Consider the following 12643-nt stretch of genomic DNA (forward strand, 5'->3'; position numbering starts at 1 on the left):
CGCCTACGATCTCGCGAGCCCGATGCCCTGCAAGATCTCCTCCTGCAGCCCGAACATCTCGCGCTCGCCCGCCTCGTCCTCGTGATCGTATCCGTTCAGATGCAAAAACCCGTGCACCAACAGGAACGCCACTTCCCTTTCGAGGGAATGGCCGTACGCTTCCGCCTGTTCTCGGGCGCGATCGACGCTGACCACGATATCGCCGAGCATCGGTTCCACGTCGTCGGGATCGGCGAGCGCTTCCCCCTCGTTCATCGGAAAGGACAGCACATCCGTGGGCCTGTCCACTTGCCGGTACGTCCGGTTGAGCTCGTGAATCGCGTCGTCGTCCACAAACAGCACGGAGACCTCGCCCTGCACGCCGATTCGCTCGGCCGCCGCCTCGAGGACGCGCTCCACGAACGCCTGGGCGTCGCCATGAGGCGGGGGGAGAGGCCATTCGACCTCGCAGGTCACATCGATGGACAAACGGTTCACTTCGCCACTTCCTTCTTCAGCTTGTCAATATCCGGATATTCGATGCGCGCGTGGTAAATGCCCTTGAGCGTCTTCATAAACGCGCCGACCATCGCGTCGAGATCCTGCAGCGTCAGGTCGCACTCATCCAATTGGCCGTCCTGGAGGCGATCCCGGATGATCTTGCGGATGACGCCCTCCACGCGGTTGGGCGTCGGCCGCGACATGCTGCGAACCGCGGCCTCGACCGCGTCGCAGATCATGATGATGGCGCACTCGCGGGTCTTGGGCTTCGGACCCGGATATCGAAAGTCGTCCACACGCACGGTTCCGTTTTTATCCTGCTCCTTGGCCTTGTGATAAAAGTACCACAGAATGGTCGTGCCGTGATGGGTGGCGCAGATATCCTGAATCGGCTTCGGAATCCCTGCCTTGCGCAGCATCTCGAGTCCATCCGAGACATGCGACGTGATGATGAGGTGGCTGAGACTCGGCGCCACCTTGTCGTGCGGGTTTTCCTTCGTCATCTGATTTTCCACAAAGAACATGGGCCGCTTCGTCTTGCCAACATCGTGGTAATACGCGCCCACGCGGCACAGAAGCGGATCTGCCCCCACCAGTTCCGCCGCGGCCTCCGCGAGATTGCCGACGATGAGGCTGTGGTGGTACGTGCCAGGAGCCTCCAGCAACACCTTCCGCAAGAGCGGATGGTTCGGATTCGACAGCTCGAGAAGCCGGATGGGCGTGAGGAGCCCAAACGCCGATTCGAAAAAGGGCAGGATGCCCATCGTCAAGATGGCCGCGAAAATGCCGTTCAGCGCGGCGAGGCCCACGTGCAGCGACAGCGCGTGAAGATCCGACCCGCGGTTCGCCTCGAGGAGATAGAGCGCGATCACCGTGCCCATGTTCACAGCGGACACGATGAACCCTGCGCGCATGAACGTCGCGCGGCTCGTGACGCGTGCAACGCTGTACGCGCCGACGAGCGAGCCCACGAAGCCGTAGAACACGAAGTCATAGTTCATGCCGAACGCCGCGCCGAGGAGAAACGAGAAGAAAAAGGCGGCCACCACCGCGAGCGACGAGTCCATCATGACCGTGATGAGCATGGCGCCGAGCGAGATGGGCAGCAGATACGGCGTGGACGCAGGCCCGCCCGCCACCACGATCCACTTGGTCACCGCAATCAGGATGGCCATGAGAATAAACACGAGCCCCAGGATGCCCAGCATGAGGTTGTCGAGCCGCCGCCTCGGCGCCCTCCGCTCGACGTACGCCGCGAGCATCGAGACCGAGAGGGCGATGAACACCGCGAAGCCCAAGCCGACGCGCACGCTCGGATACGCCGAATACAGGCCCACGTCTTTCAGTTTGCTGATGACGTCCTGCGTGACGACCTGATTTTTCGCGACGATCACGTCGCCTTGGTGAATGAGAACCGGCTGCACACTCTCCGCGGCCTGCTCGCGCGCCTCCTGCGTCGCCTGCGCCTGGTACACCATGTTGGGCCTGAGCACGCTCACCGCGGTGTTCTGCACGATCAGGGCCTCGTCGCGATCGAGCCCAAGATTCAGGTTCACGATCTGCCGATCCACGAGGAGCATCGACTGCTGCATCGAGTCGGCATAAAACGGCTGGCTCAAGATCGCCTGCACGACTTTCGCGCTGTCCTTCTCCAGCGCGGCGAGTCGCGCGGGAGGCTCGCGAAGCATCCGTTCCAACGTCGAGATCGACAGCCCTCGCGGCGCCACCCGCCGCACCGCCGCCAGTCGCTCGGCCGGCGTCAGGTTTGGATTCGCGGCGGCCGATCTCGCCGCCTCGAACAGCCCCGCGAGTTGCTGCAGCGCGTCCGTCAACACCTGGGGCGACTGCGCGTACTGCTTCGGAACCTTCGCCTCAGCCGCCTTCCGCTTGGCCGCCGTCGCAGCCGTGTCCACGGCCGTTACCGGTGCCACGACGGTCGTGGGGCTCACCTCTCCGACCGTGAAGTGGTAGCGAGGAGGCATCATGCTCGACGCGAGAATCGCGAACAAGAGAACGCCAAGACCCGCGTAGATGAATACGCGGATGCGCCGGCTGTGACGAAAGGCGTCGTCGTCCAGCCAGCGGCGAATGGCGTTTCCCCATCCTGTCCACTTCATGACAAGCATGCTCCTTGCGCTCGAGGCAGGGCCTCAGCCCTGCCTCGCCTGATCTTGTGCATATGCGTCGATGATCTTTTGAACGAGATGATGTCTCACGACGTCCGACGGGCTAAACGTGTGAAACGCGATGCCCGGAATCCCGCGCAACACGCGCTGCGCGTGCACCAAACCCGATAGCCTGCCCGTGGGAAGGTCAATCTGCGTCACATCGCCCGTGATGACCATCTTCGAATGGAATCCGAGGCGAGTCAGGAACATCTTCATCTGTTCAATCGTCGTATTCTGAGCCTCGTCGAGGATGACGTAGCTGTCCTCGAGCGTCCGCCCGCGCATGTACGCGAGCGGCGCAATTTCGATGTTGCCGCGCTCGAGCGCGCGGATGACCTGCTCCTGGCCGTAGATATCGTGCAGCGCGTCGTACAGCGGGCGCAGATACGGATCCACCTTCTCCTGGAGATCGCCCGGAAGAAAGCCGAGCTTCTCGCCCGCCTCGACGGCCGGGCGCGTCAGCACAATCCGCTTCACTTCTCCGCGCTTCAGCGCCATCACGGCCATGGCCACCGCGAGGTACGTCTTCCCCGTGCCAGCCGGTCCGACGCCAAACACAATGTCGTTTCGGCGGATGGCATCGACGTACCTCCGCTGCCCCAGCGTTTTGACGCGGATGGCCTTCCCCTTGTACGTCGTGCCAATTTCCGTCGTGTAGACGTCGATCACGTCGTCGAGATCGCCCGCGTGCGCCATTTCAATCATGTATCGGTAATCCGATTCGCCGAGCTGCATTCCGCGGCGAACCAAGGTGGTGACCACGCTCAACAGGTGCTGCAGGCGCGAGACCTCCTCTTCGTCACCCACGAATTGGATCTCCGTGCCCCGCACAATCACCTTTGCGGAAAACGCCTGACTGAGCAGGTGCAAAAGCAAATCGTTCGGCCCGAGTGCCTGCACCGCTTCCTCGTTCGTCGGAAACACCCACTTCTTCGTCGCCGTCTGCTCAGCCAACGATGCACCATCCCCGTCCTTACGATTGCGCCGCGCCTTGAGACTTGAGCGGCCCCCCCGTCTCCGGGATGGCGGCGGGAGCGCCGATGTCCTGTTGGACGCGCGTAAGTATGGTCGCGTATAGAGTACCACGCTCGAGACGCTCCTGTAAAATTGACTGGCCCAAAATGACCATCTCTCCGCCGGCGATGGATCGGACGTCTGAGGCCGCCATGATGAGCGCTTCGTTCCTGGCCGCGGCGACGTCCACCTGCCAAACGGCGGGCTTGACCTCGTACAGCGTGGCGTGCACCCACTGCACGGGCAATCTCCATCTTCCGACGTGCCAGTCGGTCTCGCGGTCGCGCTCGTAGACCACCGGCGGGGCCTCCTGAAACCCCCACACGCGCAGGCGCGTGCCACCCACGGCGAGATAGTCCCGCGAGACCGAGGCGCCGGTCAACCCTTGGCTCGAGACGCGGAGCGGGATCGACACGTCGGAGGTGTACCACACCTCCGCGAACACGTGCCCGCTCGCCGGCACGCTGGGTCCCCCATCCGTCAGAAGGCCGGAGATGAGCACCTGCCCCGGCTGCACCAGTTGATGAGGCTTGACCATCACGCGGCCGCGGGACGCCTGCACATCGAGGATCACGCCCGGACGCGTGGCGACGATGTTACACGGTTGTTGGCTCGCCTGAGGTACGCCCGGAATCTTCGGAATCCCCCGCACCACCGCGACCGAACCCTTGACTTCCACGCCCACCCACACGTAGTTCGGCGCGCGGGCCACCATGCGCTCGGCCAACTCCACAGGCGGCGCAAGGTGCGATTTCCATTGACCCACCTGAAGCCCTGCCTCAGCCGCGGCCTGCCTCAACTCCGCCTCTTGATCCTCGCCCTCCGCGCCCACGATCTCGACGCGCCACACGATGGACGAGAGCGCGTAGAGAATGGCCACGAAGGCCACCGCCCCAACGGCGAACGCCTTCCGCCTTACGAGGCGCCTCCCCAGAAATGGCGCGCCGTGGCGTTCGACGACGCGAAACCGCACGCCGTAAGCCCGCCGAGACGCCATCAGGTGGCGAAGCGCGGCCACGCTCACGCGCAGCATCACGCCGTCTGCCGTGAAACGGACGTCCCGCACCACGACGCCCTGCCGCTGCAGTCGCGCAACGAGTTGCCGCGCGCCCGGCCCCGTCACCCAGAGCGTCGCGGATCCCTTCAAGAACCATTCCAGCCGCGAGTCGCTCATCGCCGGCCACCTCCGAAGCTCAGGTGGCGAACGCGCCCCACGGCGTGAATCTCCCGCTCCGTCACGAGCTTGATGACAAACGACTCCCCCTCGATCTCGACGACGCGATCGCCGAGATCGCACGAGATCCGATCCGAGGAAACCTCGAGCAGCGCCTTCGCGCCCTCGATGGTCAAATCGTCGCCCACGATGGTCACTCGAGCCACGGATTCGACGGCGTCGGGCGGAAGGCGGAGCATCTCTCCCGCGCGCCGCTTGATTGAAGACGTCCATCCCGGCATGGCCCATTCCTCCCCCTGGATGACTATGCGAGACAGGCTCGCGATAACACCCATCGGGATGGGCCGGAGAAATGAACGGAGGAGCCGCCCTCATTGAACGGCTCCTCGTGGATTCGGGTGTTCATCGACCCTTCATGCGAGCAGGCGCTCGACAATTTGCTGAACGCGGCGCCCATCCGCGCGCCCGCGCACCGCCGGCATCAGCTCGCGCATGACCTTGCCCATGTCGGCCTTCCCGGCAGCGCCGACCCGCGCCATCACGTCCCTGGCCAACTGTTCGATCTCGTCGTCGCCGAGCTGCGCCGGCAGGTAGGACTCGAGCACCGCGATCTCCTGCTCGGCCTGTTCGATGAGATCCGCCCGCTTCGCATCCTGAAACGCCTGGAGGGAATCTCGGCGCTGCTTGATCTCCTTCTGAATGACGCCCAACACGTCTTCATCCGTCAGCGCTCGGCCCAATTCGATTTCTCGATTCTTGGCCGCCGATTTCACCATCCGGATGACCGAGAGCCGGACCTTGTCCTTGTCTCGCATCGCCTGTTTCAGGTCCTCATTCAGCTGATCAAGGATGGCCATGATGGTTCCTCCCGATTCGCCTCAGTAGCTGCGGCGGCGCTTGCGCTGGGCTGCCTGGGCCTTTTTCTTGCGCGCGACGCTCGGCTTCTCGTAGTGCTCGCGCTTGCGAACCTCCGCCAACACGCCATCGCGGGCCATCTGCTTCTTGAAGCGTCGCAGCGCGCTGTCGATGGACTCATTCTTGCGCAGACGGACTTCCGACACGAGATCCCCTCCCCCCGGACACATCAGTTGTGGCCATTATAGTACAGCAGGAAATGCTCGTCAAACACGCATGCGTCCGCGGTTGACCGCATAGGTTGTCCCAGAACGGGAGGGAGGCGCATGATCACCCACATCCTCGCGACCTGCCTGTCCCTCGTCGCCTTCCTCGGCGGCCTTCGCCTCATGCGATCCGGCTTCGAGCGCATGGCGGAAGGGCGCCTGGCGCGCCTCCTTCGGACGGCGGCCTCGACGCCCACGCGCGGGATCCTCACGGGGGCCGTGAGCACGGCGCTGCTTCAATCCTCCGGGGCGGTGACCGCCATCACGGTCGGCCTTGTCGCGGCCGGAAGTCTGGACTTCGCGAGCGGCTTAGGACTGGTCCTGGGCGCCAACGTGGGCACCACCGTCACGCCGCAGTTGCTCAACCTGAACCTCTGGGGCATCGTGCTTCCCGCCCTCGCGACGGGCCTCATGCTCTCCCTGTCGCCCAGCCTGAAGCGCCGGCCGCTCGGCGAGGGGCTGGTTGGATTTTCCTGCCTCTTCATCGCCCTGCAGGCGCTTACCGCCGCGCTCCGCCCGCTCGCGACGGCCCCCTTCTTTCACGAGGCGCTGGCCACGGCCGGACGCCAGATCCTCTGGGCAGCGCTCGCCGGTTGCGCCCTGAGCGCGCTCGTCCAGTCGTCCACCGCCACCACCCTCATCGCCATGGCACTCGCCGGCGGACACATGATCCCGCTGGAAGGCGGGATCGCCATCGCGCTCGGGGCCAACGTCGGAACGTGCCTGACGTCGGTAATCGCGGCCATCGGCACGCCGCGCCCAGCGCAGCGAATCGCGCTCGCCCACGTGCTCCTGAACGCCATGGGCGTCGCGGTGTTTCTCCCCGTCCTGCATCCCTTTGCGAGCGCGGTGTCCGCCGTGTCCCCTTCGCCTGGCCAAGCGGTGGCCAACGCCAACACCGCGTTCAACGCCATCTGCACGCTCGCGGCCTGGCCGTTCACGCGCCCCTTCGCGCGGCTCCTCACGTGGATGCTGCCCGACGCGCGCAAGGCCTGATGCCATCACGCCTCATCCAACAGCTTGAGCGCCGCCGACGTGCCAAGCCGGTCCGCGCCAAACCGGAGCAGGTTGCGCGCCGCCGCCGGCGTGCGGATGCCGCCGCTCGCCTTCACCCCCGCGCTGCCCGCGACCGCGAGCGCCATGAGCGTGACATCCGCAGGGCGCGCCCCCGCTTTGTGGTAACCAGTCGAAGTCTTCACGAAGTCCGCGCCCACCGCCACCGACACGAGGGCGCCCTTGATCACGGCGTCCGGCCCCAGCGCGCTCGTCTCCAGAATCACCTTGACCGGCACGGACGGAAACCTGAGTCGCGCCACCTCGACGACCGCGCGCACCGCCTGCGCGTAGGCCCACACATCTCCCTCGGCCAGCGCGCCGATGGGCCCCACCATGTCGATCTCGTCCGCCCCCGCGGCGATGGCCTCCAGCGCCTCCTGGCGCATGGCGTTGACCGTCTGCGTCCCGTGCGGAAACCCAATGACCGTGCACACCCGAACGCCGCTTCCCGGGACCGCGCGCTTGGCGATGGGCACGTGGCGTGGCGAGATGCATACCATCGGCAGGTTGTGATGGACCGCCTCCAGGCACAGGTTTTGCACGTCGATCTCGCTCGCCTCAGGCTTCAGGAGCGTCGATTCGATGGCCGCCCGCAAGGCGTCATGGGCCACCTCGCGGGGCAGATGAAGGCTCCGCGGTTCCGGCACGCGCAACTCGGGGAAGGTCACGGCCAACTCCTCGCGGCACGCGTCCACCAGTTTTCGGGTTACGGGCTCCGCATCGCGCCATGCGGCGACGAGATGATCCCACGGCGTGTCCGGGCCGAGCGCCCGCCACGCCTCCTCGAGCCGCCCAACGCGCCACGCGAGAAGCGCGTCCGCCTTCTGGAGCGCAAACCGCCAGTTCGCGTATCCGCGTTCGTCGTGGCGCCGCCTCGCCTCGTCCCACGGCAAAAAGTACGCCCCGTTCACTTCCTCCGCCTGGTGCACCGGCTCCGAACCGTCTTCCGCCACCATGAGAAACAGCCGCACCTGCTTGCGCACCGGCTCGCCGCCTCGCTCGATGACGTACTCCACGCGCCCGATATCGCCGGCAATGCGCGCGATGACGCCCGTCTCCTCCTGCACCTCGCGCAGCGCCGCCTGCTCCCACGATTCGCCGGGCTCGAGATGCCCCTTAGGAAACGACACCTTGCCATACTGGTCGTCGATCAACAGCACCTCGCGCGCGCCATTTCGCTCGCGCACCACGACGCCCCCGGCTGCCCGCTCCACGCGCATCGTCACGACGTCATCCGCCCCCATTCCATCGCTTGCTCTTCGTCGGGGAACGTCACCTGCTCGAGAAACACCGCCCGGTGCACGCCCGGCCCGACGCCGGTCATCCGGACGCGGATGACCTCGCCGATCATCGACTCCAGCGGCACGTCCGAGGGCGCCTCGAACGCCACGCGGAGGTAGTGCCCGTCATAGCCCACGAGCATGCGGGACGCCTCCGGAAGGTGGCTGTACGCGCGGCGCGCCTCGTCGTCCGCCGACGCGAGCGGCGACTCCGCGATGACCTCGAGCTCTCGCCCCACGAAGGAGGCGGCGTACGCCTGGCGCAGGTCGTCTCCGAGCGCGATCATCCGCGCGACGCGCGCTCGCTTCACGTCCTCCGGCACCTGATCCTTGAACTTGTACGCCGCAGTGCCCCGCCGCGGCGAATACGGAAACACGTGCAGTTGCGCGTACCCCTGCGCGCGCACAAACGCGTACGTCTCCCCGAACTGCTCGTCCGTCTCGCCCGGGAAACCGACGATCACGTCCGTCGTCACGGCGAGATCGGGCAGCCGGCGCCGAAGTTCCCGCAGCTTTTCGGCGTACTCGGCCGTCGTGTAATGCCGGTGCATGCGCCTGAGCACCGGGTCGGAGCCCGCCTGGAGCGGGATGTGCAGGTGCGGCACGACCTTCTTCGACGCCGCGAGCACATCCATCAGGCGATCGTCGATCTCGCTCGCCTCAATTGAGCTGATGCGGATGCGAAACGGCAGATCGATGCGCTCGAGATCGAGCAGCAGATCCGCCAGGCGATAATTCTCAAAGTCCTCGCCGTAACCGCCCGTGTGGATGCCAGTGAGCACAATCTCGCGATAGCCCGCGCGCGCGAGCTTCGTGGCCTGCAGCACGACGTTCTCCGGCTTGCGGCTGCGGATGAGCCCTCTCGCGCGCGGAATGATGCAAAAGGTGCAGAAGTTGTTGCAGCCGTCCTGGATCTTCAGGTTGGCGCGCGATCGCTCCTCGAAGTACGGCACGTCGAGCTCGTCGAACTCGGTCGCCTGCATGATATTGCCCACCGCCAGGTACGGCTTCCGCTCCGCCAGAACGGCCTCGACGTGGTCGACGATCTTCGACTTCTGATCGTTGCCCACGACGAGATCCACGCCCTGAATGCGCGCGATCTCGTCGGGCGCGATCTGGGCATAACAGCCCGTGACCACCACGACCGCGTCGGGATTGGTTCGCACGGCGCGGCGGATCATCTGCCGGCTCTTGCGATCGCCCGTGTGCGTGACGGTGCACGTGTTGACGACGTACACGTCCGCCACGCTGTCAAACGGAACCTGCGTATAGCCGCGCCGCTTGAACGTCTGCCATATCCCTTCGGTGTCATAGAAGTTCACCTTGCAGCCCAAGGTGTGAAACGCCACCGTCGGCACCTTCTCAACCTCCCATGTCGCCCCATTCGGCGAGCGCAATCGCGAGCGCCACCGCTCCCGCGGTCTCCGTACGCAGGATGCGCGGACCGAGCGTGACCGTCTGACAGCGCGCGTCCTGCTTCGCCATCCGCCTTTCCCCGTGGCCGAGTCCGCCCTCCGGCCCGACGACCACGGCCGTTCGGCTTCCCGCCTCGTTGGCCCGAATGGCCGAAAGGATCCCGTTGGCGCGTTCTTCCTCGTCGAGCACGAGGACGTGATCAACCCCGTGCTCCGTGAGCGCGACGAGCGACGCTGCAAAGCTCGGCGCCCACGCCACAAACGGCACCACGTCGCGCTGCGCCTGCATCGCCGCCTCGCGCACGACCTTGCGCCAGCGCGCGAGCTTCTGCTCCACCTTCGCTGCGCCCGAGAGCCTGACCACCGATCGCTCGGCCTCAAAGACCACAAAGCCCCAGGCGCCGACTTCCGTGCACTTCTGCAGGATGGTGTCCATCTTCTCGCCTTTGGCCAGGCCTTGAACCAAAACAAAGCGTTGCTTCGGTTCATTCGAAGGCGCGCGCTCGCGCAAGTGCACGCAGATCTCACCGGGGCGCACCTCCGCGATCTCGGCCCAGAACGGTCCGTTGGCGGCGGACGCCACGAGCACCTCGCCGGGCCTGGCGCGCAGCACTCGCGAAAAGTGATGCCCGTCTTCGCCGCCCACCCACACGCGAGCCCCTTCGTCCACGTGGACGTCCAAAAACAGGCGCGGCAGCATCAGATCTTCACCGCCAAAACGCTCACCCAGTCGTCCTGATGCGCCCTGCGCACCACCGAAAACCCGTGATCCGCAAGCGCTTGCTCCACCTGCTCGCGCTGCGATTCGATGTAGCCAGACGTCAACAGCCATCCCCCTGGTACAAGCCTCGGGCGCACCTGCGGCACGAGCGCGATCACGACGTCGCGCAGAATGTTGGCCACGGCGAGATCGAACGTCTCGTCCGGACGAAGCGCGGCCAACAGATCGCCTTGGCGAACGTCGACGCGATCCTCGAGCCCGTTCGTGCGCACGTTGTCGGTCGCTGCCGACACGGCGACGGGATCGAGATCGATGGCCACGACGCGCTCGGCGCCGACGAGCGCCGCCGCGATGGCGAGCACGCCCGTGCCCGTCCCGACGTCCACCACGCGCATCCCAGGGCGGACCACCTCGGCCAGGATCTCGGCGCACATCTGCGTCGTCTGGTGATGGCCCGTGCCAAATGCCATGCCGGGCTCGATAGCGATGACGCGCCGGTCGCGGTACGGTTCGAGATCGGACGGCTCGGCCCAGACGGGCGCGATGACCAGCGAATTCCCGACCGGAATGGGATGATACTGTTCCCGCCAGGCGTCCTTCCAGGCGGATTCGTCCACGAGTTCCACTCGAACCTCCGAAGCCCGCGGCCCGGGGCCCAGTCCAGCCTCTCGGACGCGATCGACCGCATCTTGTACGCGATGCTCGATCTCGCCTCGATCATGCGTCTCTGGAAAGTACACCGATACCTCCACGTCCGGCGTAGGCGTCAGCTGCTCGTCAAACCACTCGCCGAACCGCGGCGGCCTCATCTCCGCCGGGGAAATGCCTTCCATTTGCACGCCCTGCACGTCCGGATAGCTCTCCAGCACAGCGGACAGCGCGTCCGCCGCTTCGTGCGCCACGCGCACGCGCACGTGCCACCAACGCAATGCGACGCCTCCTCACGACACCATGTTCATCTCGCCTCACGGCCGTCAGCCGAGAAACGCGTCCTTCACGCGCTCCATAAACGTCCGCTGTTGCTCGTGCGTCTGCTCGCCGAGCTCCTTGGCAAGCTGGCGGAACAACTCCTTTTGCCGCTCCGTCAGGTTCGTCGGCGTGACCACGTGGACGCGAATGTGCTGATCCCCGCGCACGAGGGGCGACCCAAGCTTCGGAATCCCCTTGCCGCGCAGGCGGAACGTCGTGCCCGTCTGCGTTCCTTCCGGAATCCGAAGCTTCACCTTGCCCTCCAGTGTCGGTATCTCAATTTCGTCGCCCAGCGCCGCCTGCACAAACGAAATCGGCACGTCGACGTAGATGTTCGTACCTTCTCGCTCGAACACCTCGTGCGGTTGGACGCGGATCACGACAAATAGATCGCCCGGCGGCCCTCCGTTCGGGCTCGGCTCGCCATAGCCCGCCATGCGCAGTCGCGTCCCCGTGTCCACGCCCGGCGGAACCTTGACGTCCACACTGCGCCGCACCCGCCGCCTGCCCTGACCGCGGCAGTCTGGACACGGCTGATCGATGACTTGCCCTCGGCCGTGGCACACGGGACAGGGGCGCCGGTTGATCATGCGGCCGAACGGCGTGTTCGTGACGGTCTGCTGCTCACCGGTGCCGTTACACGCTTGGCAGACGCGCGGCTTCGTTCCCGGCCTTGCGCCGGACCCCCCGCACGTCGAGCACGTCTCGGTCCGGGGCACCTGGATCTCGCGGTTGGTCCCGAAGGCCGCCTCCTCGAACGAGATCTCCATCTCGTACTCGAGATCGTGCCCGCGCACGGGTCCGCGCCGGGTGCCTCCGCCAAAAAACATATCGAAGATGTCGCCAAAGCCGCCCAGGTCGAAATCCGCAAATCCAGCTCCCGGGCCCCCGGCCTGGCCCTGAAACCCGCCGAACCCTTGCGCGGGGTCTTCGTGGCCAAACTGGTCATAGCGCGCTCGTTTCTCCGGATCCGACAGGACAGCGTACGCCTCCGCGATCTCGGCGAACTTCTGCTGCGCATTCGGGTCGTTCTTGTTGACATCCGGGTGGTACTGGCGCGCGAGCTTCCGATACGCTTTTTTGATTTCTTCCTGCGTGGCGGACCGGCTGACACCGAGAACCTCGTAGTAATCTCGCTTGCTCACCGGTATCCCTCCAAACGACCACCGTCACTCCACACCATCTTACAACGAGGGCAGGGCGACGTCACGCGCATCACCCTGCCTGATCCATCCGCTATCGCAT

13 protein-coding genes are annotated in these 12643 nt (G+C 65.6%); 1 reads left to right on the plus strand and 12 read right to left on the minus strand.

Annotated features, from left to right (window positions below):
- Window positions 1-3: 3 nt before the first annotated feature.
- The 7 genes from ybeY to rpsU form a co-directional block, all read right to left on the minus strand.
- Window positions 4-477 (minus strand): rRNA maturation RNase YbeY, encoded by a 474-nt coding sequence (gene ybeY / locus AACI_RS09795; protein WP_012811269.1) that lies wholly within the window; start codon window positions 475-477, stop codon window positions 4-6.
- Window positions 474-2597 carry an HD family phosphohydrolase gene (locus AACI_RS09800; protein ID WP_012811270.1) on the minus strand — a complete coding sequence of 708 codons (2124 nt, stop codon included), beginning with the start codon at window positions 2595-2597 and terminating at the stop codon, window positions 474-476. Before AACI_RS09800 ends, ybeY begins: the two co-directional genes overlap by 4 nt.
- Window positions 2598-2630: 33 nt before the next feature.
- Window positions 2631-3602, minus strand: a complete 972-nt coding sequence (locus AACI_RS09805; protein ID WP_012811271.1) for a PhoH family protein — start codon at window positions 3600-3602, stop codon at window positions 2631-2633.
- Window positions 3603-3621: 19 nt separating this feature from the next.
- Window positions 3622-4836 carry a sporulation protein YqfD gene (locus AACI_RS09810; RefSeq protein WP_012811272.1) on the minus strand — a complete coding sequence of 405 codons (1215 nt, stop codon included), beginning with the start codon at window positions 4834-4836 and terminating at the stop codon, window positions 3622-3624.
- Complete coding sequence (locus AACI_RS09815; protein WP_012811273.1) at window positions 4833-5117, minus strand: YabP/YqfC family sporulation protein; 285 nt, start codon at window positions 5115-5117, stop codon at window positions 4833-4835. The genes AACI_RS09810 and AACI_RS09815 overlap by 4 nt, the downstream gene beginning before the upstream one ends.
- A gap of 132 nt (window positions 5118-5249) precedes the next feature.
- A complete protein-coding gene (locus tag AACI_RS09820; protein WP_012811274.1) occupies window positions 5250-5693 on the minus strand; it encodes a GatB/YqeY domain-containing protein in 444 nt (147 codons plus the stop codon).
- A gap of 21 nt (window positions 5694-5714) precedes the next feature.
- On the minus strand, window positions 5715-5897 hold the full coding sequence (gene rpsU, locus AACI_RS09825) for a 30S ribosomal protein S21 (protein WP_008337132.1): 183 nt from the start codon (window positions 5895-5897) through the stop codon (window positions 5715-5717).
- 120 nt (window positions 5898-6017) lie between these two features.
- On the opposite strand from rpsU, the gene AACI_RS09830 reads away from it, so the two are divergent.
- Entirely contained in the window at window positions 6018-6953 is a 936-nt protein-coding gene (locus tag AACI_RS09830) for a Na/Pi cotransporter family protein (RefSeq protein ID WP_012811275.1), read from the plus strand.
- 5 nt (window positions 6954-6958) lie between these two features.
- Here AACI_RS09830 and deoC read toward each other — a convergent pair whose 3' ends face one another.
- Genes deoC through dnaJ form a run of 5 tightly spaced genes read right to left on the minus strand, consistent with a single transcriptional unit; the run spans window position 6959 to window position 12543 of the window.
- Window positions 6959-8257 carry a deoxyribose-phosphate aldolase gene (deoC, locus tag AACI_RS09835; RefSeq protein ID WP_041707499.1) on the minus strand — a complete coding sequence of 433 codons (1299 nt, stop codon included), beginning with the start codon at window positions 8255-8257 and terminating at the stop codon, window positions 6959-6961.
- Window positions 8236-9651, minus strand: a complete 1416-nt coding sequence (gene mtaB / locus AACI_RS09840) for a tRNA (N(6)-L-threonylcarbamoyladenosine(37)-C(2))-methylthiotransferase MtaB (RefSeq protein ID WP_012811277.1) — start codon at window positions 9649-9651, stop codon at window positions 8236-8238. The genes deoC and mtaB overlap by 22 nt, the downstream gene beginning before the upstream one ends.
- 4 nt (window positions 9652-9655) lie before the next feature.
- Complete coding sequence (locus AACI_RS09845) at window positions 9656-10408, minus strand: RsmE family RNA methyltransferase (protein ID WP_012811278.1); 753 nt, start codon at window positions 10406-10408, stop codon at window positions 9656-9658.
- Window positions 10408-11358, minus strand: a complete 951-nt coding sequence (gene prmA, locus AACI_RS09850) for a 50S ribosomal protein L11 methyltransferase (protein WP_012811279.1) — start codon at window positions 11356-11358, stop codon at window positions 10408-10410. Before prmA ends, AACI_RS09845 begins: the two co-directional genes overlap by 1 nt.
- 45 nt (window positions 11359-11403) lie before the next feature.
- The gene (dnaJ, locus tag AACI_RS09855; RefSeq protein WP_012811280.1) at window positions 11404-12543 is read right to left on the minus strand and encodes a molecular chaperone DnaJ; all 1140 of its coding nucleotides are present in this window, start codon (window positions 12541-12543) and stop codon (window positions 11404-11406) included.
- Between the last annotated feature and the right edge of the window lie 100 nt (window positions 12544-12643).

Origin of the sequence: Alicyclobacillus acidocaldarius subsp. acidocaldarius DSM 446 (assembly GCF_000024285.1) — a bacterium.
In the GTDB taxonomy this organism is placed as follows: Bacteria; Bacillota; Bacilli; order Alicyclobacillales; family Alicyclobacillaceae; genus Alicyclobacillus; species Alicyclobacillus acidocaldarius.

Bases quoted from the DNA above. Each gene is read 5' to 3' on its own strand.
- AACI_RS09820 (WP_012811274.1), bottom strand. From the start codon at position 5,693: ATGGCCATCCTTGATCAGCTGAATGAGGACCTGAAACAGGCGATGCGA.
- AACI_RS09800 (WP_012811270.1), bottom strand. From the start codon at position 2,597: ATGAAGTGGACAGGATGGGGAAACGCCATTCGCCGCTGGCTGGACGAC.
- AACI_RS09810 (WP_012811272.1), bottom strand. From the start codon at position 4,836: ATGAGCGACTCGCGGCTGGAATGGTTCTTGAAGGGATCCGCGACGCTC.
- AACI_RS09830 (WP_012811275.1), top strand. From the start codon at position 6,018: ATGATCACCCACATCCTCGCGACCTGCCTGTCCCTCGTCGCCTTCCTC.
- AACI_RS09815 (WP_012811273.1), bottom strand. From the start codon at position 5,117: ATGCCGGGATGGACGTCTTCAATCAAGCGGCGCGCGGGAGAGATGCTC.
- deoC (WP_041707499.1), bottom strand. From the start codon at position 8,257: ATGGGGGCGGATGACGTCGTGACGATGCGCGTGGAGCGGGCAGCCGGG.
- AACI_RS09845 (WP_012811278.1), bottom strand. From the start codon at position 10,408: ATGCTGCCGCGCCTGTTTTTGGACGTCCACGTGGACGAAGGGGCTCGC.